Here is a 25,008-nt window from a genome sequence, read left to right on the forward strand (position 1 = left end):
GGCGTTATTCGGATGAAGCGGGTTGATTGACGACGTTGGTGGGCCGACCTGACAGAAAGGCCTTGATGTTTTCCACCGTTGCGTCCAGGAGCCGCTTGCGGGAACTCAGGCTGGCCCAGGCCATGTGCGGGGTGATGAGGCAGTTCTTGGCGGAGAGCAGCGGGTTGTCAGGACGGATGGGCTCTTCGGAGACCACGTCCACCGCGGCCCCGCCCAAGGATTCGTTGTTCAGGGCTTCGGCCAAGTCGGTCTCGTTGACCAGAGCACCTCGGGCCGTATTGATGAAAAAGGCCGTTTTTTTCATCCGGGCCAGCAAGGTCTTGTCGACGAAGCCGACATTGTCAGGCTTCAGGGGGCAATGCAGGCTGATTACGTCCGCTTCCGCGAACACGTCTTCCAAGGCCTTCCAGGCAAAGGGCTTGTAAGAAGGCGTTTCCCTGATCCGAGGGGTGTAGACCAGGATGTCCATGCCCAGGGCGTGGGCCAGTTCGGCCACCAGGCGTCCGGTGCGGCCAAAGCCGACGATGCCCATTTTCAGCCCGGAGAGTTCGATCTGCGGGGTCTTCCAAAAGCAGAAGTCCCCGGCCTTGGCCCATGCCCCGGCCCGGACCTCCCGGTCGTGCAGGGCAACCCGGTGGCAGTGTTCCAGGATCAGGGCCAGGACGAACTGGGCCACGGACTTGGCGGCGTAGCTGGGCACGTTGGAAACGGGAACGCCGCGCGCCGATGCGGCGTCCAGGTCCACCACATCGTAGCCCGTGGCCATCACGGCGATGAACCGCAATGAGTCCAGCTTGGCCAGAGTATCCGCCCGCAGTGGGGTCTTGTTGGTCAAGAGAATGTCCGCGGACAGGGCCCTGGGCAGGATGTCCCCGGCGGCGGTCCGGTCATGGACCGTCACCGTGCCCAAGGCCTCCAGGTGCGTCCAGGGATTGTCGCCGGGATTGATGGTCTTGCCGTCCAGCACGACGATGTTCATAAGCGATCTCCGGAAAGGGTCTTCAGGACGTATTGGGTGAAGCGAATAGGGAAATTGGAGTTCCGCTGGTGTTCGGCGTCCCGTGATGGCTACCACTGATGAATGATGAATATCAAGCATCAATGATGAAACCAGATCAACCCTTTCATATGAATAGGAAAATGTTGTTGAAAAATGGCATCCCCGGGAGCCGTCTTCAATACCTGGGGGTTGTGCCCGGTATGCGGGAGCGGTAAGAGAGCGTCGCACTTGGCGCGATTGCCATGGATGCAAGGAACAACATTTTGTGAAGGAGATCAATTCGTCATGAATCTATGTATTGTCGGCACGGGATACGTCGGGTTGGTCACGGCGGCGTGTTTCGCGGAAATGGGCAACAACGTGGTTTGCGTGGACGTGAATCCGGAAATCGTGAAGAACCTGACCCAGGGCAAAATCCATATCTTCGAGCCGGGGTTGGAAGAGATCGTGCAGCGGAACACGGAGCAGGGCCGATTGCGGTTCACCACGGACTTGACCGATGGTCTGGATTCGGCCTTGTTCGTGATGATTTGCGTGGGGACCCCTTCCCGCCCCGACGGAAGCTGCGATCTGCGCTTCGTTCATCAGGTGGCCCGGGACGTGGGCAGACAGATGCGGGAGTACAAGGTCGTGGTGAACAAATCCACGGTCCCGGTGGGTACGGCCGATCAGGTGCGGGCGCTGATCCTGGAAGAACAGCAGGCTCGCGGGGTGAGCATCGAGTTCGACGTGGTCTCCAATCCGGAATTTCTCAAGGAAGGCGACGCGGTCAACGATTTCATGAAGCCGGACCGGGTGGTGGTGGGCACGGACAACGTCCGGGTAGCCGAGCTGCTCAAGGCCCTGTACGCGCCTTTTGCCCGCAGTCGGGAAAAGCTGATCATCATGGGCGTACGCAGTTCGGAGATGACCAAATATGCCGCCAACTGCATGCTGGCCACCAAGATTTCGTTCATTAACGAAATCGCCAATATCTGCGACCGGGTCGGCGCGGACGTCAATGATGTGCGCATGGGCATCGGTTCGGATTCACGCATTGGTCGGCATTTCATCTACCCCGGTTTGGGGTACGGCGGATCCTGCTTTCCCAAGGATGTCCGCGCCCTGATCGACACGGCCGTGAGCAGCGGCTACGAACCCGGGGTGCTCAAGGCAGTGGACGGCTTGAACATGCGCCAGAAGCGGAGCCTGGTGGACAAGATTTCCGCTTACTTCGCCCAGCAAGGCGGGGTGCGGGACAAGACCCTGGCCCTATGGGGCGTGGCCTTCAAGCCGAACACGGACGACATCCGGGAGGCTCCGGCCCTGGAGCTGATCGCGGAATTGACCTCGGCCGGGATGCGGGTCCGGGCCTTTGACCCGGCGGCGGGGGAAAAGGCTCGCGAGGTCCTGGCGGATAATCCGTTGGTATCCTTTCATGCCAGCCAGTACGAAGTGCTGGACGGCGCGGACGTGCTGGCCGTGGCCACGGAGTGGAACCAGTTCCGCAATCCGGATTTTCAGCGGATACGTCAGACCCTGACCGAGCCGATTATTTTTGACGGCCGCAATCTGTATGATCCGGAATTTCTGAAGCGCTTCGATCTGGAGTACGTCTGCATCGGCCGAGGGCATTCGGCGGGCAAGGCCGCGGCGTAGAACTCTGCTGAGGGGAGCAACGCACGCATCGTAGGGGCACGGCGCGCCGTGCCCCTACGATGCGTGTTTTTATATGATGCGTGTACCGGGAAAGGAACACCCGGAAAGGGTCAGTATGGCAGGGTCAGAAGGGGCAGGGCGTTTCGATGCGCGGTTGAGTGGCGAAGGGTTGGCCTCGCTGGCAGAAACGCAGTTGCAGTTCCTGCAGGATGAGCCGTTCGTAGTTTTCCGCCGGTAGTGCCGGGTAGATGTCGTGTTCGTGAAAGAATCCTTCCATGAATTGGCTCTCTTCCCAAAAATCCAAAAGATCCTCATCGCCGAGCATCTTGACGTGTTCGTCCAAGGATACCGATACGGCGGAGTGTTCGTGGTAATAAGCCATGCTGCTGGATGACCTCCGGTGGGGTTTTGCCGGGCGCGCGGCGACGCTCCCGAATCGCGACAGGGCGCAGTTGTAATGAACTGGGAGATTTTTGCAACCGGATGTGGGGAAAGGTCAGGGCAGGTTTGCTCCCGTTTCCAACGCGCTATCATATCGAAATCGAATCGAAATCGTTTTTCATATCAAATATTCGTTATTACTATGTCCTGAGTCAAGTTTTTAATCGATTTCGATCACGATTTCGATTTCGATCACGATTTCGATTTCGATTTCGATATCGATATCGATTGTGATGCCGATCCAATCGGGATACATTTGTGATAATCGTGAAGTAGGTTACCCTGCATAGAGGGTCGGATTGGATGGTGAGGTGGGGATGGTAATGATGAGGCGAGGTGACGGTTCGTGTATTTGACCAAAGACGTTCAGGAGTTTCTGCGCGGACGCAAGGACGCGCTGTCCATTCATAAAAGCGGTCCGGCGACCCAGGCCTACCTGGCCGAAGCCTTGTTGGCCAAAGGGCGGAACGTGGTGCTGGTGGTCCCGGAGGCCAAACAGGTTCCGGAAATGGAGGCTCTGGTCCGGCTGTTTTCCCGGGACGAGCATGACTTGTTCTGGAAGCGGCGCTGGTTCTCCTTGCCCGCCTATCCGCCCGAGGACCCGTTGCATGCGGACCCGAACGCCTGGAGCCGACGGTGGTTGACCCTGTTCGCGCTGCACGGCGCTGTGCGGCCCTTTGGCCTGGTGCTGAGCGTGGAAAATTTTCTGCCCAAGTGGCCGCCTCGGGAGGAGGTGGAGAACGCGTTTTTGCACCTGAGCGTGGGCGAGGAAATTTCCCCGGACCTGATCCTGGAGCAGCTGATTTCCTGGGGCTACCGGCGGTCGTCCATGGTTGGCGCCGTTGGCGAGACGGCCCGGCGCGGCGACATCCTGGACGTGTTCCCTCCGGGCTTCGAGATCCCGTTGCGGATGGAGTTTTTCGGTGAGCACCTGGAAAGCATGCGTCTGTTCGAACCCTTGCGTCAGCGCTCCATGGCGGACGTCCCGGACGCGATCATTCTGCCGGTGGCTCCGGCCCTGCTGAGCCCGGAGTCCATGTCCCGGGCCCAGGCCTGCTGGCAGCGTTTCGATGCCACCGGTGAGGTCTCGGACCGCGGCCACGGGGCCTTGCTGCGGGCTTTGGAGCGCGGGGACGGGCGGATGGCGCCGGGGGTGTACTACGAGCGGTTCTCGACTCTGAACCAATGGATACCCGAGAACACCACGTTTCTGCTTTCCGGGTCGTCCCAACTGCGGCCGCGGTTGGAGGAAGGCGAGTGGGCCTGGCAGGCTTTTCTTGAAGAGGCCGCACGGGAGAACGACTGCGAGGCCGAGGTTCGTTGGCTGCGGACCAACGTGATTCAGCCCGCGTCCTCGGCCAGACTGGCGTGGCACAACCAGCGCCAGATGGTTTTCGAGGATCTGCTCATCGGCGTGGATCGCCAAGGCGTCGACCTGCCGGAAAAGACTTTCGGCTCGTTCCAGGAACTGTTCTGGCGTCCCGAGGCCCGGCAACGCCCCTGGAGCACGCTGGTGCAGGCCCTGCGCACGTGGCGGGATGAGCGGCCCCAGGTGTTGATCTCCTTTCATTCGGATCATTCCCGGAAGCGGTTCGGCAAACGGCTGGCCGAAGAAGGTATTTCCTTTGATGAATCCTTCGATCCCCAAGGCCAGGGGGTGGCCCTGGTTCGCTCCTCCCTGCGCAAGGGGCTGGACCTGGAATGGAACGGCCTGCTGCTTTTGGCCGAGGATGTGCTCCAGCCCGACGAAAAAAAAGGCCCGGCCCGCCAAGCCCACAAAAAAGGCTTTTCCGGGCTGAATTCCTTTGACGAGTTGTCTTCCGGGGATTTGCTGGTGCACCGGGATTACGGCCTGGGCCGTTTTGACGGGTTGCACCGGGTCCGGATCGGGGACGCGGCCAACGATTATCTGCTGATCGAGTACGCCGGAGAGGACAAGCTGTATCTGCCCGTGGACCGCTTGAATCTGGTTCAGCGTTACAAAGGCCCCGAGAGTGCGTCACCGAGTCTGGATCGGCTGGGCGGGGCGCAGTGGGCCAAGACCAAGGAGCGGGCGCGCAAGGCCATCGAGCAGATCGCCCAGGATCTGGTGGAAATCTATGCCTATCGGCGGATTGCCAAGGGCTACGCCTACAGTCCGATGAACGAGATGTATCGGGATTTCGAGGCCTCCTTTGGGTACGAGGAGACTCCGGACCAGTCCCGGGCCATCGACGACGTGCTGGCGGACATGGATCTGCCCCAGCCCATGGACCGCTTGGTTTGCGGAGACGTGGGCTTCGGCAAGACCGAGGTGGCCATGCGCTCAGCCTTCCGGGCGGTAATGGACGGCAAGCAGGTGGCCCTGCTCTGCCCGACCACGATCCTGGCCGAGCAGCACTACCAGAATTTCCGGATGCGCATGGAACATTTTCCGGTCCAGGTGGCCATGCTCAGTCGGTTCGTGCCCAGGGTCCGCCAGAAGCAGATTCTCGAGGCCGCGGCACGGGGCCGGGTGGACATCCTGATCGGCACCCACCGGCTGATCTCCGACGACGTGCATCTGCCCAACCTGGGCCTGCTGATCCTGGACGAGGAACAGCGTTTCGGGGTCAAGCACAAGGAAAAACTCAAGAAACTGCGCAAGAACGTGGACGTGCTGACCCTCACGGCCACGCCTATTCCCCGAACCCTCCAACTTTCTCTTTCCGGAATCCGTTCTCTGAGCGTGATCGAGACCCCGCCCGTGGATCGCAAGCCGGTGCAGACCTTTCTTCTGGAACGCGACCCGGGAATGCTTCGCCAGGCGTTGGCCCAGGAACTGGAACGCGGCGGACAGGTGTTCTGGGTGCATAACCGGGTCCAGGGGCTGGAGCAGGTGGTGGAATACGTGCGCTCCCTGGCCCCGGAGGCTCGGATCGGCATGGCCCATGGTCAGATGAGCCCGACCATGCTGGAGGAGGCCATGCACAAGTTCTGGCACGGCGAGTTGGACATCCTGGTTTGCACCGCAATCATCGAATCCGGCCTGGACTTTCCCCGGGCCAACACCCTGATCGTGGACCAAGCCCAGATGTTCGGGCTGGGACAGCTCTATCAACTACGGGGTCGGGTGGGCCGCAGCGAACGGCAGGCCTTTGCCTATTTTGTGGTGAACAACCTGAACGGCCTGCCGGAATCCACCCGCAAGCGGTTGCAAGTCATCCTGGACATGGATTATCTGGGCGCGGGTTTTTTCGTGGCCATGGAGGATCTGCGGCTGCGCGGGGCCGGGAACATCCTGGGCGAGACCCAGTCCGGGACCATTTCCAAGGTCGGGCTGGAGTTGTTTCTGGAAATGCTGGAGAACGAAGTCCGGCGACTCAAGGGCGAAGCCCCCCGGGAGGATGCCCAGACCGAAATGAACGTCCTTTACCCGGCGCATATTCCGGAAGACTACATCCCCGAGGCCCGGGACCGACTGCATTTCTACAAGGCCTTGTCCTCGGCGGCCACGGATGAGGCGGCTCTGGAGATCGAGGGGGAAATCAAGGATCGATTTGGAAATTTTCCCGAGGAACTGCGGACTTTTGAGGAAGTCGTCCGGCTGAAACGGCTGCTGTCCTCCCTGAAAGCGGTCAAGGCCGATCTGCTGCCGGGCAAAGTGGTCGTGGTCTGGCCGGATGGGACCAACGGGAGAAAGGACGGGGTCGGCGACTCAGGTGGGGCGGACGCCGTCCTGGACGCCATCGTCCCCTGGGTCCTTCAACACCAGGACCAGGCACGGCTGCTCCCCCCAAACCGGGTGGAGTTGCGCTTTGCGGACAAGGCGGCTAACTATAGACATTTGCAACAAGCCACGGCCCTGCTTTCCGAGCTGAAGCCGTCACGTCCCGCTTCCTCATGATCTCCATGCGTCAATATTCCTTGTGGCCCAGCGCTTTCCAAACCAAAGGACCGGCTGTTTTTCCGGCTGCCGCCCTGACTGTTTGTTTGGGCCTGGTCTTGCTGTTCACCTTGGTGTCGGGATGCTCCGCGCCATTCGATGAACAGGGCGTCGTGGCTCGGATTAACGGAGAGCCCGTGCTGCTTTCCGAAGTTGAGGCCGTGCATGATCTGAAGTATCTGGCGGGCATGACGCACCAGGTGGACTCCTTGCACCGCCTGCAAGAAGAGTACGGCACGGTGCTGACCGAAATCCTGGTCCAGCGCTTGGTGGCCGGGTATCTGGTTGATCAGGGGCTGGCCGTGACCGACGAGGACGTGGCGGCGGCGGAGATGGTGGTCCGGGCCGATTATCCGGAAGGGGCTTTCGAGCAGATGCTGATCGAGGAGTATATCCATCTGGATCGATGGCGGGAGCAGCTTCGGGCCGGGCTGAATCAGGAAAAACTGGTCCAGAAGGTGCTGCGGCCTTCCATATCCATTGATTATCTGGAAGTGGACGCCTATTATCGGGAACATATCGCCGACTTTTTTCTTCAACCTCGGGTGCGGTTTCTGCTGATCCAAGGTCAGGAACGGGATTTGGTGAAGAAGGTGCTGGACCTCTCCGCCACCGAGCCTGATCCCGACGTGCTGGGGAAGCGTTTCGACAGGGTGGACGTGCATGCCTATGCCTTGCGGGAGGACAACATCCCCGGAGACTGGCAGGCCCTGTTGTCCGGCTTGGAGCCCAGAGAGGCGACGAATATTTTGTCGCGCAACCCGGAAGGATATCAAGTTTTGGTCTTGTTGGAGCGCACCGAGGGCAGAATCGTCGATCCGGCCCAGGCCTATCCACTGGTGGAGCGGATTCTGCTTGAGAGCAAGCTTCGGGATGCCTTTGACGCTTGGCTCGCGGAAGCATTGCGATCCGCCAGCATTCAGGTCAACCATCAACTACTGGCACGGGAATGACTCTTTTTTGCAATTATTCAGCTCATCCGTCCGAGAGCGGACTGGATTCCCGCGTTCGCGGGAATGACGTTTTACCCTGTCGCCTCCGAATCAGTCATGCCCGCGAAGGCGGGAATCCAGGGTCGGAATGAGGCTTTTTTCAGGGTGTGCTGAATAGTTCCTTTTTTTGAATTGAAGTCTCTGATTGGAGAAACGGAATGCGATATTTTTGGCGGCTTGTGATCCTGGGTGCTGTCTTCTTTTTGTCGGCAACCGCCGGGCCTGCTTCGGCCCGAGACGTGGTGGATCGGATCGTCGCCGTGGTCAACGGTGACGTCATAACCTTGTTTGAACTGAATCAGCGTTATCGGCCTTTTGTGGAGCAGTTCCAGGGCCAGGACCTGGGCGAGGCGGAGAAACGCATGCTTCTGGACGCTAAGCGCCAACTCTTGGATCGAATGATCGACGAGGTTCTGTTGCGCCAGGAGGCTCAACGCCTGGAAATCGCCGTGACGGACCTGGAGGTCCAGACCCAGGCGCGGCAATTGCGCGAGCGGGCGGGGTTGAGCGAGCTTCAGTTTCAGGAGCAGTTGACGCTTCAAGGGTTGAACCGGGAGCAGTACGAGCGCCGGTTGCGGGATGAAATGCTTCGACATCGGTTGCTGGGCTTCATGGTCCGCCGCAAGGTCGTGGTCACTTCGGATGAGGTTCGGGCCTTTTACGAGGCCAACAAAGAAGAATTCGCTCAGCAACGTCGGGTTCGTCTCGGTCTGATCCTGTTCGACGCCCAGACTCTGGCCGAGGAGATCCTGGCCCGGATTCAGGCTGGAGAGCTGTCCTTCGGCGAGGCCGCGGGACGATATTCCAGAGGCCCCGGAGCGGAGCAAGGCGGAGACATGGGAATGTTCGCCTGGGGAGATTTGTCACCGAACTGGCGTGGGGCCGTGGAACCATTGCGTGTTGGGGACGTTTCCTCGGTTGTTCTGATCCAGGACCGCCCGGCCGTAATCAAGTTGCTGGGAGAGGAAGCCGGCGAATTGAAGACCCTGGCCGACGTGGAGGAGCAAATCCGCGAGATGTTGATGGAACCGCTCCTGGATGAGCGATATGATATCTATATGGAAAATTTGCGGAACAGGGCCTTGATCGATGTTCGGCTCTAACTGTTCATCATAATGCGGTTTTTTCCGGCGCGGCCGCGCTCATGCTTCGGTGGATCACGGTGAAGGCCAGGCACTGAAAACGGATACGCTGTTTTGGAGAACACTATGGATCTGAAGGAATTCGGGCGACTGCTGCAAGAAGAGCGCCTCCGGCAGGGCTTGGAAATCGCGGACGTGATGGACAAGACCAAGATCAGTCGGATGAACTTGATGGCCATTGAAGAGGGGAACGAACAGGCCCTGCCGCATCCGGTCTATGCCAAGGGATTCGTCAAGAATTACGCGCGGTTTTTGGGGATGGACGCGGATAAAATGGGCAACACCCTGGCCCAGATTTATGTTTCCAAAGACGAGTCGGATTATGATGATCTGGTTTTGGCCGATGCCGAGAAACTGCCGGCCGTGCGGGAGGGCTGGCCGCGGTTTGTCGGTATTGTCGTTGGAGTACTGTTGCTCCTGGCGCTCATCGGGTCCGGGGTCTGGTTTTTCAAGGATGATATTCGCGGATTATTTTCCAGCGACGCCCCTGAAGACGTTTCATCCGTGAGCACCGGTCGTCCCGGATCGGAGCCGTTCCTTGGCCCCGCGCCTCACGGGGAACCCTTTGCGAGAGAAGGCGATCTTGGAATTGGAACCGAACCTGGGTCCCTGGCGTTTCCTTCCTTGGCCGAGGAACCAATTAGCGAGACCCCGGAAGACGCCGGGTTGCCGGAGTTGGAGTCCCAGACGATAGAAGACGCGATTCCGGATCGTCCCGTCCCTGAAACCGGGCCTCGAACTCCGTCCGTCGCGGAGCCACCCCAGGAAACTCCCCAAGAAACTCCCTCGGCGACTCCCCCGGGAACGACTCCGGAATCCCCTCCAACGCCTGATCCGGCTCCCGCAAGCACACCTGAATCCACGGGTGAAACGCCTCAAACCGGGGCCTTGCCCCAAGAGCGACGTCCAGAGGAGGCTCGGGTTGCTCAAGAACCTGCGCTTGCTCCGGCGGGAGTCGAGAAGACATTGGAAATTCGGGCCACGGAAAATTGTTGGCTCTCCGCTCAAGCCGACGGCGCTCGCCCTCGGGAAGCATTTTTACGGCCCGGGGAACGATTCGTTATTACGTTTGAAAACACCCTGGAAGTCCGTTTGGGCAATGCCGGTGGAGTGGTTCTGTATATGGACGGGAACCCGTGGCCCTTCTCGGCTCGCTCCGGTGAAGTCATGTCCCTGCGTTTTCCCTGACAAGCGTCCCACGTGGTTTCGTCGTAAGGGCGCGTCGTGTACCGGGAGTGGACCGGCGAAGGCCTGATTTTCAAAGTCGGCCGGTTTCGCGAGATCGACTGCTGGGTTCGTTTTTTTTCTCCGAATCTGGGCATGGTCACGGCCATGGCCTTCGGTGGAGCCAAGAGTCGACGCCGCTTTTGCGGCTGTCTGGACGCCTTGAACAGCGTGCTGTTCAAGGTGCGCTTTTTTCCTGCCAAGGATCGCCATGTGCTGGAGGAAGCGACCCTGCTGCGCGGATTTTCCCGGTTGCGTCACGATGCGAGCCGGGTCGGGCTGGCGGCGAATTGCCTGCAATTCGTCCAGGCCTTGCGGATCAGTTCCGAGGAAGCCTCGACGATTCATGGGCTGCTGTTGGAAACCTTGGACGTCCTGAATCAGGCCGAGGACGTTCCTCCGGTGTTCGCGCAGCTTTTTCGGGCCAAGATATGCTTCACCCAGGGGTATGCTCCGGAGCTGAGCACGTGCTCGGTTTGCGGACGTGCGATGGCTGAGCCGCAATGCGGAGAGCGGCCTGTCGAGCCACAAAACGTAAAGAGGCTTGATCGCCCCCGGATGACCTTGGCCATGGAGACAGGCGGGATATATTGCGCCCACTGTCCCCCGGCGGGCGGGCACCAACTCCGGATCGGACCGGAAACCCGTTCCGTCCTGAACAGCCTGTCTTCCAGCGGGCCCCGACAATGGGCGGCCCTGTCCATGTCCCCGAGTGCGCGAGGCGAGCTGTTCCAGATGGTGGACGGGTACGTGCGACGTCATCTCGGCCTGCGCTGGCGCAACGGTCGGTTCGTCACGGAGTGAAGGCCGTAGTAGATTGTTTTTTCGAAACTCTTTCAAATCAGGAACCGTAATGTATTTTCAAGACATTATTTTCGCCTTGCAAACCTATTGGGGGCAACGGGGGTGCGTGGTGCAGCAGCCCTACGACATTGAAGTGGGGGCGGGGACGTTTAACCCGGCCACCTTCTTGCGGGTCATCGGGCCGGAACCCTGGAACGTGGCCTACGTGGAGCCTTCCCGCAGGCCCACGGACGGCCGGTACGGCGAGAATCCAAACCGTTTGCAGCACTATTACCAGTTCCAGGTAATCATGAAGCCGTCGCCCAACCGCATTCAGGAAATGTACCTGGAAAGTTTGGCCGTCCTGGGCATCCGGGCCGATGAGCACGATATCCGGTTCGTGGAGGACGACTGGGAGTCTCCCACGCTGGGGGCCTGGGGGCTGGGCTGGGAAGTCTGGCTCAATGGGATGGAGGTGACCCAGTTCACCTATTTTCAGCAGGTCGGGGGCATCGATCTGAAGCCGATCAGCGTGGAAATCACCTACGGCCTGGAGCGGTTGGCCATGTATCTCCAGGAAAAGGAGTCGGTCTACGACCTGCAATGGAACCAGGCCGTCACCTACGGCCAGGTGCATCATCAAGGCGAGGTGGAGCACTCCCGGTACAATTTTGAGGCCGCGGACGCGGATATGTTGGCCCGCCTTTTCGAGATGTACGAGGCGGAAAGCACCCGTTTGGGCGAGGCCGGCCTGCCCTGGCCGGCTTATGATTATTGCTTGAAGTGTTCACACACTTTCAACTTACTGGATGCGCGAGGAGCCATATCCATCACGGAACGGACAGGGTATATCGCCCGGGTGCGCAAGCTGGCCTCCCGGGTGGCCAGGCTGTACGCGGCCCAGCGTGAAGAACTGGGCCTGCCCATGCTCACTCCCGCGGGCCAGCCCGGTTCACGGCCAGAGGTTCAGCCCGATACATCCGGAGGTGCGTCATGAGCAGCGCGCCGTTTATTCTGGAACTGGGGACCGAGGAAATGCCGGCCGGCTTTCTTGCGCCTCTGGAACGGCAATTGGCCGCGGACCTGACCCAAGCTCTGGAAACGGCCCGGATTCAGGCCGCCCCGGTGCGGACCGCCTCGACGCCCAGGCGGTTGACCGTGTTCTGCCCGAGCATGGACCAGCGCCAGCAGGTGATGGAGGAACTGTTTATCGGCCCCCCCTGGAAGGCCGCCTTTGGTCCGGACGGCCAGCCTCTGAAGCCGGCCTTGGGGTTTGCTTCGGGACACGGGGTGGAGCCCTCTCAGCTGTTCGCCCACGAAACCCCCAAAGGGGCCTACGCCGCGGTACGCAAGCAGGTGGGCGGCGGTCGCGGCACGGACATTCTGCCCGGGCTGTTGGCCGACATCATCGCCGGTCTGACCTTTCCCAAAAAAATGCGCTGGGCCGACGGGGACACGGCTTTCGGGCGCCCGTTGCGCTGGATACTCTGCCTGTTGGGAGCGGACGTGGTGGATGTCCGGTACGCCGGCGTCGTTGCGGACCGCATGACCTACGGGCACCGGGTCATGGGGCGAGGTCCGTGGAACGTCCGGGAAGCCGGGGAGTTTTTTTCGATTTTGGCGGATCAGGGACAAGTCGTCCTGGAGAGCGCCGTCCGACGGAAGACCGTCATTGCGCAAGGCGACGACTTGGCCGCCGGACGCGGGGCGCGGATCGTCTGGAAGGATCGATTGTTGGATGAAGTGACCCAGCTCGTGGAGCATCCAGTGCCCGTGCTGGCCGGCTTTGACCCCTCCTACCTGGAACTGCCTCGAGAAGTCTTGCTGACCAGCATGGAACAGCACCAGAAGAGTTTCGGCGTGGAGGACGCGTCCGGTAACCTGCTGCCTAATTTTCTGACCGTAATCAACCTGCGGCCCAAGGACGAACGGTTGGTGCGCAAGGGCTGGGAGCGGGTGCTACGGGCTCGGCTCGAAGACGCCCGGTTCTTTTTTCGTGCCGACTGTCGGGCTTCCTCCGCGACATGGCTGAACATGTTGGAGAACGTCGTCTTTTTGGCGCCGTTGGGAAGCATGGGGGACAAGTGCCGACGATTGGAGCGTTTGACCGGGGTTCTGGCCAAGACATTTCTGCCCGAGAGCCGGGAGCAGGCCGCTCGAGCCGGGCTTTTGGCCAAAATGGATCTGGTATCGGAGATGGTCAAGGAGTTCGCTGAATTACAAGGGACCATGGGCGGAATCTACGCCCGTCGGCAGGGTGAAGCGGACCTTGTGGCCCAGGCCGTGGCCGAGCAGTATCTGCCCGCCGGCCCGGACAGCCCGGTTCCTACCTCCCGCCTGGGTGCGTTGCTGGCCATGGCGGACAAGGCCGACACCCTCACGGGATGCTTCGGCCTGGACATGACCCCCACCGGGGCCAACGATCCTTACGCCCTGCGCCGGGCCGCCCTGGGGATTTGTCGGATCATCATGGAACACGGTCTGCGCCTGGACCTGGAGCAGCTGCTGGCGGACGCCCAGGAAACCTATGGCCCGATTGCCTGGAAAGTCGCACCCGGAGAGAGCCGGGCTAAGCTGATGGATTTTTTCGGCCAACGCCTGAAAGCCTATTTCCAGGGTCAGGGCTATCCCACCCGGATCGTGGACGCCGCTGTTGGGGCCGGGTTCGCGGATGTCTGGGCTCTGCGGGCCAAGGTCGAGGCGTTGCTGCGCTTCAGCAAGGAGCCGGAATTCACGGCCTCGGTGCAGACCTTCAAGCGGGCCGCGAACATCATCCGGAAGCAAGTCGCAGAAAATGCCGACGGCTCGAGTCTCAGCGGCGCTTGCGACAAAGCCTTGCTCGTCGAGCCTCAGGAAAAGGCTCTTGCCGAGGCCTGGCAAGCCATCATCCCCCGCTGGGAGGAGATGGCGGCCCAGGATCGGTACGCGGACATGCTGGCCTTGCTCCTGGAGATCAAGCCCTTCGTGGACGACCTGTTCGACAATGTCATGGTCATGTGTCCGGAGACGGAGTTACGGATCAACCGCCTGAACCTGCTCAAGTCTCTCGTGGACCGGTTTGACGTGCTTGCCGACTTTCCGGCCTTACAGGTTTAGCGGCTGAAACTGCTGCCCTGTGAACCAGGGATTTGTTCTCATCGAAATCGCTATCGAAATCGGTATCGAAATCGGTATCGAAATCGGAATGGAAATGCTGTGCATCACCTCGTGATTTTGTCATCTTCTTGGACATGAAGTTCGATTTCGATCACGATTTCGATTTCGATACCGATTCAGTGATAGCGAATGAGGATGGAGAGCAAATCCGCCCTGACCCGTGAACGAAATTCCTTGACAACTCGGCGCTCTTTTGCGTAGGAATTTCTTTTTTGCCAAGCGAGACGACCCGAAAGGCACAACGTGCCGCCCATATTCAATTTTATCGATTCTATTCTTTGAGGAGGAAAGACATTGGCTAATCATGCATCGGCACTCAAGCGGCACCGGCAGAGCCTGAAGGCTCAGGCCCGCAATAAGGCGACCAAGACCCGGATCAAGAATGCCATGAAGGCGGTTCGTCAGGCCGTGGAGCAGAAGGATTTGGAACAAGCTCAGGCCCAATTGGCCCAGGCCACCACCGTTTTGGACAAGGCCGCCGGAAAAAAAGTTATTCACTGGGGTTGCGCGGCCCGAAAGGTGTCCCGCCTGACCCTGGCGGTCAATACGTTGAAAGACTGATCACTCTTTTGTTTTTTCGTCATGAAGCCCGTCGCGCGATTGCCGTGACGGGCTTTTTTCGTTTGGCGTTCCCTCGCCGGAGGTCCGGGTCGGCGGTTTGCAAAGACGGTATGAACGGGTAAGGGATGGTGGCTGTGCCTGATGCAGGATGGGTTATTGGGCAGGCAGGATGCCCGCTATAGCATTGGCTGCCTGGAGTTTATGAGCAATAGCAGTTGGATTTTCAGCGCGAAGCGCACACCTCTGACGGATTGGAGAATTCATGATGGAGAAGCGGATATTGGTCACCGGGGCGAACGGTTTCGTGGGGCGGACGCTGTGTTCTGCTTTGCGAGACCAGGGCCATGCGGTCCGCGCCGCCGTGCGCACTCGGAGCGTTTTGGACGACGTCCCGCCTTTGGCGGCGGAAGGCGTGGGCGACGAGGACATCGTCGAGGTGGGCGATATTGACGGGGAAACGGACTGGTCCGAAGCCCTGGACGGGGTCCGGGTCGTGGTGCATCTGGCTGGGCGGGCGCACAGGATTCAGGACAAGGCCAAGGCTCTGAGCGCCTATCGGGTGGTGAACCTGGACGGCACGGAGAATCTGGCTCGCCAGGCCGCGAAAAGCGGCGTGGGGAGGGTGGTCTTCGCCAGCTCGGTCAAGGTCAACGGGGAGCAGACCCATGGCCGCCCCTTTACCGAAGACGATCCGCCCGGGCCCGAGGACCCGTACGGGATCACCAAATGGGAGGCCGAGCAGGTTCTGGCCGAGGCGTCCGCCGCCAGTGGCCTGGAAGTGACGATTCTCCGTCCGCCCCTGGTGCACGGCCCCGGGGTCAAGGGCAACCTGTTGCGCCTGATGGACGGCATCCGCCAAGGTCGGACCTTGCCCCTGGGCGCGGTTCGGAACACGCGAAGCATGCTCGGGTTGGAGAACCTCTGCTCCGCGCTGAGTCTGTGCGTCTCTCATGCGACGACCGGAACCTATCTCCTGGCGGACACGGAAACGATTTCGTCTCGTGATTTGGTCCGAACTCTGGCCGAGGGCATGGGCCGCAAGGCCAAGCTGTTCTCCGTGCCCGTGGCCTGGATGGAGGTGGCGGCCAAGGTCGCCGGGCGACAGTCCGAATTTCGGCGGCTGACCGGTTCCCTTGAGGTGGACGCGGGAAAAATCCGGCGCGAACTGGGCTGGACCCCGGCCAAAAGCCTGGAAGACGGCCTGCTGGATATGGCCCGTTGGTATATGGCCGCGAAGGCGGCTTGACGCAATGTTGACGCAAAGTTGACTTTGAGATGAACCTTGGTCCCGGCCTGTCTTTCCTCGCGCCCTTATTCGCGGCGCTCTTCTCCAGCGCGGTCCTGACCGCCTACCTGGCGTCCGGCAGAGCTCGGTTGCGCATCCTGGACCATCCCAACGAGCGTTCCCTGCACCATACCCCCGTCCCCCGGACCGGGGGGCTGGCCATCCTGGCCGGTCTGGCCGTCGGCATGGTCGTTGCCTTGGTGATGGACGTGCTTGTTCCGGGCGCGCGAGGGCAAGACGCGCTGATCCGCGAAGCGTTTCCGGAGCTGCTCTGGCCGTTGGGCGGGGCGATCCTGGTGGCCTTGATTTCCTTTGCCGACGACCAAAAAGGCGTCGGAGTGGTCCCCCGGTTTGCCGTGCATGTCGCGGCCACGGGCGTCGTCCTGGTCGGCGGCTTGGCCTTGCGTGGTCTGGATCTGGGGGCTTGGGGCTGGATCTGGCCGGGACTTGCAGGCGTACTTTTTTCCGGCCTCTTCATGGTCTGGATGACCAATCTCTACAATTTCATGGACGGCATGGACGGCTTTGCCGGGGGCATGGGGCTGATCGGGTTCGGCTTTCTGGGGGGGGTCGGCTGGCTGGCCGGAGAGTCCGGTTATGCTTTGGTCTGTTGGAGCACGGCCCTGGCCTGCCTGGGCTTCCTTGCCTTCAACTTCCCTCCGGCCAGGATCTTCATGGGCGACACCGGGGCTTCCACCCTGGGGTTCTGGGCCGGGGCGTTGATCCTTTGGGCCGAGGCCCGAGGGATGTTTCCATTCTGGGCCGGGGTACTGGTTTTTTCACCATTCATCGTGGACGCCACCGTGACCTTGCTGCGACGTCTGCTGGCCGGAGAAAGAATCTGGCAGGCCCATCGCAGCCATTATTATCAGCGCCTGGTCCAGTTGGGTTGGGGGCACCGTAAAACCGTGCTGGTCGAATACGCCGTGATGCTGGCCGCCGGATCATCAGGCTTGATCCTGATTCAGCTTGGGAAACCAGTGTGGGTTGTGCCCGGCCTGCTGCTCTGGGCGTTGATCTATCTTATCCTGGCGTTGCTGGTGGGGCGGATGGAAAGGCGGCTGTCGCAAACCGGCCGGGTGGAAATCGTTTGACGCGGATGCAAACGCTCGGATATCTACGTTATGAAGAACTGGCCAAGCCCTTTCACTTACCTTGTAGGAGCGATCTCTGCTTGAAAAGGAATATTTTATGACGAACCATGACTTCACCCTGGAAATGTCCGTTCGCGACTATGAATGCGACATGCAGGGGATTGTGAACAACGCGGTCTATCAGAACTATCTTGAGCATGTCCGCCATGAATGCATGAAGTCCGTGGGCATCGACTTCAAGCAATATACCATGATGGGCATTTATTTCGTCGTGGTCCGGGCGGAAATCGACTACAAGAGTGCCCTGACCAGCGGAGATTCCTTTGTCGTCGGCCTGAGTCTGGTCAAGGAGTCCCGGCTCCGAATGGTCTTTTACCAGGATATTCACCGCCTGCCGGATCAAAAGCTCGTGCTCAAGGCGAAGATCACCGCCACGGCCCTGAACCAGCAGGGCAGGCCGGAAATTCCCAAGGAAGTGGAAGACGTTATCAGGGCGCGTTTTGTGGAGAAGGAAGGCCGCGCAATAAAGATGGCTGAATGAATCGGTGAGCCGTAAAGCGGCCGTCATGGACAACAGGTTCTGACCATCCCACACTAATGAAGGTCACCCATGTTTCGTGAGAAAGGATCGTCCTTCCCCAATATTCTGATCTGCTGGCTTGGCCGGACGGACCTGCTGGCCTGCGGAGGGCAGGGGGGGGGGCGGGGCTCGGGCCGGTGGCCCAGGCCCTTGAATGGGAACGCTTCGACCGCTTGATCCTGCTGAACAACTACCCCGTGAGTCAGGTCGAAGCGTATCAAAGCTGGCTTGGCGCAGGCCGTCCCGAGCTGATTCTGGACATGCGGCAAGTCCGCCTGAGCGGGCCGACCTGCTACAGTGAGATTTACCAGGCCGCCCTGTCCGTGCTCCAGGACGTGACCGGCAAGTCCCCGGACTTTCGCCTGACTCTGCACCTCAGTCCCGGCACCCCGGCCATGGCCGCGGTCTGGATCATTCTTGCCAAGACCCGTTTTCCGGCCCGACTGATCGAGTCGTCGCGAGATCACGGCGTCCGCGTCGTGGACTTTCCCTTTGATCTTTCCGCGGAATTCCTGCCGGATGCATCGCGGGCCGACGCGCTCCGGGAACGGGACGCCCGCCTGGAACGGCTCAGCGCATCCCTTCCTCCCCTTGCTCCGGCCTTTGCCGACATCATTCACCGCTGCGAGTCCATGCGCCGTGTCCTGCTCAAGGCCCGCAAGGCCGCTGTGCGCACCGTGCCCGTGCTCATCGAGGGCGAGTCCGGCACGGGCAAGGAACTGCTGGCCCGGGCCATGCATCAGGTCGGACCCCGGCAAGGTGGCCCGTTCGTCGCGGTCAACTGCGGGGCCATTCCCACGGAGCTCGTGGAAGCGGAGCTGTTCGGCCACGTCAAGGGCGCCTTCACCGGCGCGGCCCGGGCCAGGACCGGCTACTTCGAGGCCGCGAACCAGGGCACGCTGTTTCTGGACGAGATCGGCGAGCTGCCTCTTTCGGCCCAGGTCAAAGTCTTGCGCGTGCTTCAGGAAAACGAGGTGGTCCGGGTGGGCGACACCAGGCCCATCCCCCTGGATATCCGGATCATGGCCGCCACCAACCGCGACCTGCTGGCCGAGGTCCGGGCCGACCGGTTCCGGGCCGATCTCTTCTACCGCCTGGCCGTGGCCGTGCTCAAGCTCCCGGCCCTGCGCCACCGGCCCGGCGATTTGAGCCTGCTCATGGACCGCCTGCTGGAACAGGTCAACGCCGAAAGCTCGGAAGAGCCCGGCTACCAGCCCAGAAGCCTCTCCCCGTCGGCCCGCAATCTGCTCCTGGCCCATTCCTGGCCGGGCAATGTCCGGGAACTGATGAACACCCTGCGCCGGGCCGCCATCTGGTCCGATGAGCCAACCATCCAGGCCGAGGACATCCAGGAAGCCCTGCTCCCGGACGTCCAATTCCATTCAGACAAGGACGTCCTGAACCGCCCCCTGGACAAATCCTTTGACCTACAACGACTCATGGCCCAAGTGGCCCGCCACTACCTGGACCGGGCCCTGGAAGAGGCCGGCGACAATCTGACCAAGGCCGCTCAAATTTTGGGATTGGGGAGTTATCAGACCCTGAAGAACTGGATGAAAAAGTATGAGGTGGAGTGAGGTTGTTTCGCTTCAATACAGCAACCCGAACATCCACAGGGGGATGACGTCGCCCAGGCCGCTTTCGATGTCGTCGCGGACGACATAAGCGTTCCGCTCCCCGGCGATCTGGCGACGGCTCTTGGATTTGCCGCCGACTTCAAAAAGATACGTCTCGTTCACGATAAAATCTCCCTGTTTGGCCACCCGCACCCGATGTCCGGCGTTTTGGACCTGGTTCACGAAAAATGTCTCGCGAATCGTTCCCAGAATATCCTCCTGAGCCAGTCGCTGCCCCGCCGCCCGCAACAGGTTTGTATCAGCGAAGAACAGCTTGGCCGGCTTGATGGTGATGGAGGAACCGGCCCCCTGGGGCAAGACCCTGATGATCATTCCAGCCGCTTCAAGATAGTGCAAAAAGGTGTAGATGCTGTTGCGGGAGGTCTCGAACCGTCTGGCCATGTTCGCGATATTGATTTCGTACGGCGGCGACGCCGCGATTTCGTGCAGGATTTTTTTCAGGATCGGGATGTTGCCGTGGCGGATTTCCGCGGTATTGGGGATGTCCTCGTAGAGAACCTTTTCGATGACCTGGTGCAGGCGCGTCAGGTAGTCTGCTTCCCCTTCCAGGAAAAATGGATATGCGCCGTGGTGCAGATAGTCCTGAAACCGGGCGAGGACGGGCCGAACGGTGCTGCCCATGCTTCCGACCAGTCGGTCATGATCCGACAGGAGCGTCTCCAACTCCAGGGCATCCAGCCGCTGCCCATGCTTGAGCAGAATGAACTCCCGGAACGACAATGTCGGCAGGGAATAGTACAGGGCGCGTCGGGACAGGTCCGCTTTGGACAATTGCAGATGAAGGGCCGAGCTTCCGGAAAACCAGATTCGGGCTCGTGGAAAAGCGTCATACAGACTTTTGATTTCCACCGGCCAGTTGGCCCGTTTGTGAATTTCGTCGACGGCCAGAATCGTCCCGCCCAGCTTGAAGAAAGTGTCCGCGATATCGTACAGCCCCAGGCCTTCCACCCGTACATGATCCGCGGAGAGATACAGGGTTTTCTCACCCAGGGACTGTTCCCGGGCCAGGGCCTGCAGCAGCAAGGTGGTCTTGCCGACACCGCGGCCGCCAACCAGGCCGATCAGTCTGGCCCGCCAATTGATCCTTTCAGCCAGAAACCGCTGGTGCTCCATTGGCGTGGCTGCCAGAAGTTCGAAGTGTATCCCCGCAAAATCAGTTAAATCCAGCATGTGTTCCCTTCATTGAACAGAATTACACAAAAAGTGTTCAGTAGAGATGACACTTTTTGTTAGTCGCGTCAAGGGGTGAGCAATGACAAGGGGAAGCATTACGTGTTTTTTGGAAGAGTCTCGCCCTTTCAGGCCGCCCCTTCAGGGCTTCAATACATATTTCCATGAATCCCAGGGTGTTGCCCTGGTATTGCCATATTTCGCCCTTTCAGGGCTTGTCTGAAGCCCCAACGGGGGCGGCATACGATAGCCCAGGGCAACGCCCTGGGACGGCGATGGGTAAACACGAACAGCCCTGTAAGGGCGACCCAAATGGCAATTCAAAAAGTCGCAATGGTCCCATGACAAGGTGTTGCCGCGTTGAAGATACCGGGATAACTATCCTTCAACTCCTCAAAAAAATTGCCTTTGAAGCGATTCTCCGGCACAATCGCTTCATTTCCTGAAGCGATAAATTGGTGGATTATGCCTCAATACATCTGGCAGCTCCCGGCCTGGCCTCTCTTGCGGTGGAACCTCGACCGGCTTCTTGCCCCTCTTGCCGCATGCCGCGAGGCGCAAGGGGCTTTGCGGGCTAGGCTGGAAATCGCCGGTCTTGTGAACAGCCCGGCGTCCGAGGCCGCGGCCCTGGAAGAAGACGCCGTGCAGACTTCGGCCATTGAAGGCGAAACACTGGACCGGGAACAGGTTCGGTCCTCCGTGGCCCGCCATCTCGGGCTGGATCAGGTCGGCTTGCGCCCGGCGGACCGGGCCACCGACGGTCTGGTCCAGATTCTTCTGGACGCCACGCGCAATCACCATCTGCCGCTGACCGCCCAACGTATCCAAGGCTGGCATGCCGCGCTCTTTCCCACGGGACATTCCGGCCTGCTCCCCATCAGGACCGGCGCCTGGCGCAACAAGCCCCTGGATGTGGTTTCCGGCCCGATCCACCGCCCCCGCATTCACTTCTCCGCACCGCCCCCGGAGGCCCTGGACGCGGAGATGACAGCTTTTCTGGCCTGGTGGTCCGAGAGCCAACCAACCATGGACGGCCTGATCCGTGCCGGACTGGCCCACCTGCGCTTTGTGACCATCCACCCCTTTGACGACGGCAATGGACGCCTGGCCCGCACCCTGACCGACATGGCTCTGGCCCAGGACGAAAACCGCCCGCATCGCAACTACAGCCTCTCTGCCCAGATCATGGCCCAACGCAAAGCCTACTATGACACGCTGGAGTCCACCCAAAAAGGCGACGGCGACGTCACCGACTGGCTGGCCTGGTTTCTGCGCCAAATACAGGACGCGCTGATTGCCGCCGGACTGACCGTGAACAGGGTCTTGCAAAAAGCCGAGTTCTGGCGTCAACATGCCCAGACGCCCTTGAACGAACGTCAGCGCAAGGTCGTCAATCGGTTCCTGGAGGCAGGGCGAACCAAAGATGGGGGCGGCTTCGAAGGCGGGCTGACCAACCGAAAATACACGGCCATGACCAGAACTTCCCGAGCCACCGCGTTCCGGGAACTGGCCGACCTTGTGGAAAAACAAATCCTGCGCTCCCTGCCCGGTAAGGGGCGCGGAGCGGCTTACGAATTGATATGGCCGTGAAACCTGGCTCAATCCAAAACATAAAAATATTTCTTCAAACGTAATGAATTTTCTTGTTCTCGCTCCGCACACCACGGGCCAAACTGCTTTCCTCTCTGACCCAGGAGATCAGAACATCCTGTTTTCTTATATTTTTCTGCCCAATTCTTGCACTGACATTCACGCAAACCACCACTGGCACAAAGGTTGCTTTAACCACCTCAATCACCGCAACCCCATCAACACCACCCTCCAGGAGCCATCCCCATGATCAAAGAATACACCATCTCCAACTTCAAAGCCTTCTCCACCCCCGCCACCCTGCCCATCAAACCCATCACCCTGATCTATGGCGCGAACTCGGCGGGGAAGAGTTCGATTTTTCAATCGTTGTTGATGTTGAAGCAGACGAAAGAAAAGTATGGCGGTGATGAGGACGCTTTTATTCTTAACGGAACCTATACGGAATTGTCATCTTTTAATAAAATTATGCACAATAATGATATGGATAAAGAAATAACTATCCGTTTTTGTTTCCATGCTGATTCGATGGAAGACTATTATTTATCCTTTAAAATGCCAAGAAAAACAAAAATGATAAAAGATATAATTCAAAATGATTACGGGTACATCGGTGTAGAAAATGTTTTTAAGGTAAATAAAGAAAGTCATTTTGTATTGAAAGAGTCTTCTCTTATTATTGGAGAAAACAACGCTCCAATAATCCAATATATAATTAATGATTATAGTAAAAGCGTTGAAATTAAGGTAAATAAAGATCATCCTTTCTGGGATAATTATTGGAATTTGTTTGGTGAAACTTGTACTTTAAATATAATTAATTCTATTAATAGCATGTTATTGTTGAATAAAGATATATTATCAAATCTTGATCAAGATTCCGAAGATAATAATGATAATACTAATGAAAAACATAACTTAGAGTGCAGAATTGCAATAGATAAAGACGAAGATGGAAAATATTCAAATATTGTTGAATTCAAAGAAAACATTGATAAGAATATAAGAATAGATCAATCGCAAATGATTGATCTATTTGAAAAATATTTTCTACTTCCAGAAGATACATCTCATCCAAAACTAATTTATGAAACACTTCCGTTTTATTACGGTGAATACTACATAATAAATTATTGTACAAAAGACGGCATTTCTGAAGATAATGAAGTCTATACAGAGGATATTTTTGAAGGGCTTAATTTTAATAATGATAAATACTACTATTCAGAAAATTTATCAATTTTTTTGATGATTTCTAATCATTTGGTTGAAAAATTTGTTAAAGAAATGCAATATATCGGTCCATTTAGAAAATTTACAAATGAATTCGAAACATGCAATGATGATCAAATGGAAATTTCTGTTGATGAAGATAAAACAGTAATTGAAAAATATTTATTTAAAAAAGACAATGTCTTGCACAAGGTTAATAAGAAGCTAGAAAAATTAAATATTGATTATAACATATCATTTAAACAATTATCATGGGATAGTGATAATAACATTCGTAAATATTCAATTATTGTGAGTAAAAACCATAGCGGATTACAGACATTAATGAAAGATGTTGGATTTGGAATTAGTCAAGTCATTCCAATTGTCGTGCAATGCATCATTTCTAGCGCAGAACCAATAATTATTGAACAACCCGAACTCCATCTCCACCCCGCACTCCAATCCGAACTTGGCGACCTGTTCATCGACTCCGCCATGCAGAAGAAAAACACCTTGCTGATCGAAACCCACAGCGAGCACATCCTGCTTCGCATCATGCGCCGGATTCGGGAAACCACCAATGGCACATTGCCCGAGGGCGTGACCCCCATTCGGGCCGAGGATGTCAGTGTGGTGTATGTGGAGAGCGTGGAGACGGATGGGGATCGGCACAGCATTATCCGTGAGATGCCCTTGAACGACCAGGGCGAGTTGGTCAAGGCGTGGCCGGGCGGTTTTTTTGAGGAAGGCTTGCGGGAGGTGTTCTGATGGCTTTGCTGGAAGAGTATGCTTTGACGCATTGCGTTTTTGATTCAGCCACTTACGCTGACCCCGAAATCGGGCGCGTTCACCTGGAGCGGCTCAAAGAAACGTTGCTGGCCGAGGGAGTTGTCCGCGACCTGCGGGATGGGGAGTGGTCCAGGGTCTTTCATGCTGGGAACCGGTCCTGGCACTTGATGGGCAAGGAACTGCTCAAGAAGTTGAAGACCCAAAACCGGCTGGTACCGTATCCGGCTGTCTCCCAAGATGCGCCGTTTTCAGACGTGGAGTGGTGCAACGAGGCCATTGCCAGCTACCAGAACAAGCCGCTGACCGGCATTGTTACCTCCTTCGAGCTGGCTAAAACCTTTCACGGAAATCCCTTGATAGCCTCGGTCGATCGCCTTCCCAGTTCTCCGTGGTGGAAGGATCGAAGCATATCCACCACCTTACGCCGGACCAAAGAGGAATACCTTCGCCTCCTGGAGCCATTATTCCGTTGCGCTAAATCCATCATGTTCATCGACGGCCACCTGGATCCTACCAAAGAACGCTATCACGACTTTATCCGTCTGCTCGGCCCTTTGACCCGCCTCAAACGGAAGCCTTTGATTGAGATTCATCGCGGCTGCTATTCGGGGTCCGGCCCAGACAGAGTACTTCTCAGGGAACAGGAACTGCAGGACATATTCCGCATCAACTGCGCCAAACTGATCAAGCCTTTGGATTTCCGGCTCTTCCGCAGAATTTATGGGTTTGGCTTTGCGATGATTTTTCTATTTGAGCACATAGTCGAGGGCTGGCGTGGCGCTTGCGAGCGAGACCCCAAAAGTCTCG

19 protein-coding genes are annotated in these 25,008 nt (G+C 58.3%); 16 read left to right on the forward strand and 3 right to left on the reverse strand.

What is annotated here, in order from left to right; translation table 11 throughout:
- Positions 1-4 precede the first annotated feature (4 nt).
- Positions 5-979: a D-2-hydroxyacid dehydrogenase gene (locus AC559A_RS16820; protein WP_028571407.1), complete on the reverse strand. Its 975-nt coding sequence runs from the start codon at positions 977-979 to the stop codon at positions 5-7.
- 306 nt (positions 980-1,285) lie between these two features.
- Here AC559A_RS16820 and AC559A_RS16825 point away from each other — a divergent pair, with 306 nt between their 5' ends.
- Positions 1,286-2,638 (forward strand): UDP-glucose dehydrogenase family protein, encoded by a 1,353-nt coding sequence (locus AC559A_RS16825; RefSeq protein WP_028571408.1) that lies wholly within the window; start codon positions 1,286-1,288, stop codon positions 2,636-2,638.
- 124 nt (positions 2,639-2,762) lie between these two features.
- Here the strand turns inward: AC559A_RS16825 and AC559A_RS16830 are convergent, their stop codons facing one another.
- On the reverse strand, positions 2,763-3,020 hold the full coding sequence (locus tag AC559A_RS16830; protein WP_051434339.1) for a hypothetical protein: 258 nt from the start codon (positions 3,018-3,020) through the stop codon (positions 2,763-2,765).
- 405 nt (positions 3,021-3,425) lie between these two features.
- On the opposite strand from AC559A_RS16830, the gene mfd reads away from it, so the two are divergent.
- The 12 genes from mfd to AC559A_RS16890 all read left to right on the forward strand — a co-directional run bounded on the left by mfd (position 3,426) and on the right by AC559A_RS16890 (position 19,377).
- Positions 3,426-6,944 (forward strand): transcription-repair coupling factor, encoded by a 3,519-nt coding sequence (gene mfd, locus AC559A_RS16835; protein WP_498818868.1) that lies wholly within the window; start codon positions 3,426-3,428, stop codon positions 6,942-6,944.
- Positions 6,945-6,949: 5 nt separating this feature from the next.
- Positions 6,950-7,936, forward strand: coding sequence for a peptidylprolyl isomerase (locus AC559A_RS16840; protein ID WP_498818869.1), 987 nt, complete (start codon positions 6,950-6,952; stop codon positions 7,934-7,936).
- A 197-nt stretch (positions 7,937-8,133) separates the two neighbouring features.
- Positions 8,134-9,078 carry a SurA N-terminal domain-containing protein gene (locus AC559A_RS16845; protein WP_498818870.1) on the forward strand — a complete coding sequence of 315 codons (945 nt, stop codon included), beginning with the start codon at positions 8,134-8,136 and terminating at the stop codon, positions 9,076-9,078.
- Positions 9,079-9,183: 105 nt separating this feature from the next.
- Positions 9,184-10,305: a helix-turn-helix domain-containing protein gene (locus AC559A_RS16850; protein WP_498818871.1), complete on the forward strand. Its 1,122-nt coding sequence runs from the start codon at positions 9,184-9,186 to the stop codon at positions 10,303-10,305.
- Between the two features lie 36 nt (positions 10,306-10,341).
- Positions 10,342-11,145: a DNA repair protein RecO gene (gene recO, locus AC559A_RS16855; protein ID WP_498818872.1), complete on the forward strand. Its 804-nt coding sequence runs from the start codon at positions 10,342-10,344 to the stop codon at positions 11,143-11,145.
- 49 nt (positions 11,146-11,194) lie between these two features.
- Entirely contained in the window at positions 11,195-12,121 is a 927-nt protein-coding gene (gene glyQ, locus AC559A_RS16860) for a glycine--tRNA ligase subunit alpha (protein WP_498818874.1), read from the forward strand.
- The gene (glyS, locus tag AC559A_RS16865; RefSeq protein WP_498818875.1) at positions 12,118-14,220 is read left to right on the forward strand and encodes a glycine--tRNA ligase subunit beta; all 2,103 of its coding nucleotides are present in this window, start codon (positions 12,118-12,120) and stop codon (positions 14,218-14,220) included. Before glyQ ends, glyS begins: the two co-directional genes overlap by 4 nt.
- A gap of 354 nt (positions 14,221-14,574) precedes the next feature.
- On the forward strand, positions 14,575-14,841 hold the full coding sequence (gene rpsT, locus AC559A_RS16870; protein WP_028571413.1) for a 30S ribosomal protein S20: 267 nt from the start codon (positions 14,575-14,577) through the stop codon (positions 14,839-14,841).
- Between the two features lie 262 nt (positions 14,842-15,103).
- Complete coding sequence (locus AC559A_RS16875; RefSeq protein ID WP_051434343.1) at positions 15,104-16,087, forward strand: UDP-glucose 4-epimerase family protein; 984 nt, start codon at positions 15,104-15,106, stop codon at positions 16,085-16,087.
- 29 nt (positions 16,088-16,116) lie between these two features.
- Positions 16,117-17,220: an MraY family glycosyltransferase gene (locus AC559A_RS16880; protein WP_498818876.1), complete on the forward strand. Its 1,104-nt coding sequence runs from the start codon at positions 16,117-16,119 to the stop codon at positions 17,218-17,220.
- 97 nt (positions 17,221-17,317) lie between these two features.
- The gene (locus AC559A_RS16885; protein ID WP_498818878.1) at positions 17,318-17,761 is read left to right on the forward strand and encodes an acyl-CoA thioesterase; all 444 of its coding nucleotides are present in this window, start codon (positions 17,318-17,320) and stop codon (positions 17,759-17,761) included.
- A 176-nt stretch (positions 17,762-17,937) separates the two neighbouring features.
- Complete coding sequence (locus tag AC559A_RS16890; protein ID WP_498818879.1) at positions 17,938-19,377, forward strand: sigma-54 interaction domain-containing protein; 1,440 nt, start codon at positions 17,938-17,940, stop codon at positions 19,375-19,377.
- A gap of 12 nt (positions 19,378-19,389) precedes the next feature.
- On the opposite strand, the gene AC559A_RS16895 is transcribed toward AC559A_RS16890, so the two are convergent.
- Positions 19,390-20,607: an ATP-binding protein gene (locus tag AC559A_RS16895; RefSeq protein ID WP_498818880.1), complete on the reverse strand. Its 1,218-nt coding sequence runs from the start codon at positions 20,605-20,607 to the stop codon at positions 19,390-19,392.
- Between the two features lie 465 nt (positions 20,608-21,072).
- Between AC559A_RS16895 and AC559A_RS16900 the strand changes: the two genes are divergently transcribed.
- From AC559A_RS16900 to AC559A_RS16910, 3 genes are all read left to right on the forward strand, one after another.
- Positions 21,073-22,197 (forward strand): Fic family protein, encoded by a 1,125-nt coding sequence (locus AC559A_RS16900; RefSeq protein ID WP_498818881.1) that lies wholly within the window; start codon positions 21,073-21,075, stop codon positions 22,195-22,197.
- Positions 22,198-22,443: 246 nt separating this feature from the next.
- Positions 22,444-24,180, forward strand: coding sequence for a DUF3696 domain-containing protein (locus tag AC559A_RS16905; RefSeq protein WP_498818882.1), 1,737 nt, complete (start codon positions 22,444-22,446; stop codon positions 24,178-24,180).
- A gap of 188 nt (positions 24,181-24,368) precedes the next feature.
- The coding region (locus AC559A_RS16910; protein ID WP_498818883.1) for a hypothetical protein at positions 24,369-25,008 on the forward strand (640 nt) is incomplete at its 3' end.

This window comes from Desulfonatronum zhilinae (assembly GCF_900182865.1).
GTDB classification, from domain to species: domain Bacteria; phylum Desulfobacterota; class Desulfovibrionia; order Desulfovibrionales; family Desulfonatronaceae; genus Desulfonatronum; species Desulfonatronum lacustre.

Excerpts from the sequence above, each read along its gene's own strand:
- glyS (WP_498818875.1), top strand. The coding sequence starts at position 12,118 with ATGAGCAGCGCGCCGTTTATTCTGGAACTGGGGACCGAGGAAATGCCG.
- AC559A_RS16895 (WP_498818880.1), bottom strand. The coding sequence starts at position 20,607 with ATGCTGGATTTAACTGATTTTGCGGGGATACACTTCGAACTTCTGGCA.
- AC559A_RS16880 (WP_498818876.1), top strand. The coding sequence starts at position 16,117 with ATGAACCTTGGTCCCGGCCTGTCTTTCCTCGCGCCCTTATTCGCGGCG.
- AC559A_RS16875 (WP_051434343.1), top strand. The coding sequence starts at position 15,104 with ATGATGGAGAAGCGGATATTGGTCACCGGGGCGAACGGTTTCGTGGGG.
- AC559A_RS16840 (WP_498818869.1), top strand. The coding sequence starts at position 6,950 with ATGCGTCAATATTCCTTGTGGCCCAGCGCTTTCCAAACCAAAGGACCG.
- AC559A_RS16820 (WP_028571407.1), bottom strand. The coding sequence starts at position 979 with ATGAACATCGTCGTGCTGGACGGCAAGACCATCAATCCCGGCGACAAT.
- AC559A_RS16905 (WP_498818882.1), top strand. The coding sequence starts at position 22,444 with ATGATCAAAGAATACACCATCTCCAACTTCAAAGCCTTCTCCACCCCC.
- AC559A_RS16825 (WP_028571408.1), top strand. The coding sequence starts at position 1,286 with ATGAATCTATGTATTGTCGGCACGGGATACGTCGGGTTGGTCACGGCG.
- AC559A_RS16885 (WP_498818878.1), top strand. The coding sequence starts at position 17,318 with ATGACGAACCATGACTTCACCCTGGAAATGTCCGTTCGCGACTATGAA.
- AC559A_RS16845 (WP_498818870.1), top strand. The coding sequence starts at position 8,134 with ATGCGATATTTTTGGCGGCTTGTGATCCTGGGTGCTGTCTTCTTTTTG.
- AC559A_RS16830 (WP_051434339.1), bottom strand. The coding sequence starts at position 3,020 with ATGGCTTATTACCACGAACACTCCGCCGTATCGGTATCCTTGGACGAA.
- AC559A_RS16850 (WP_498818871.1), top strand. The coding sequence starts at position 9,184 with ATGGATCTGAAGGAATTCGGGCGACTGCTGCAAGAAGAGCGCCTCCGG.
- glyQ (WP_498818874.1), top strand. The coding sequence starts at position 11,195 with ATGTATTTTCAAGACATTATTTTCGCCTTGCAAACCTATTGGGGGCAA.
- AC559A_RS16900 (WP_498818881.1), top strand. The coding sequence starts at position 21,073 with ATGCCTCAATACATCTGGCAGCTCCCGGCCTGGCCTCTCTTGCGGTGG.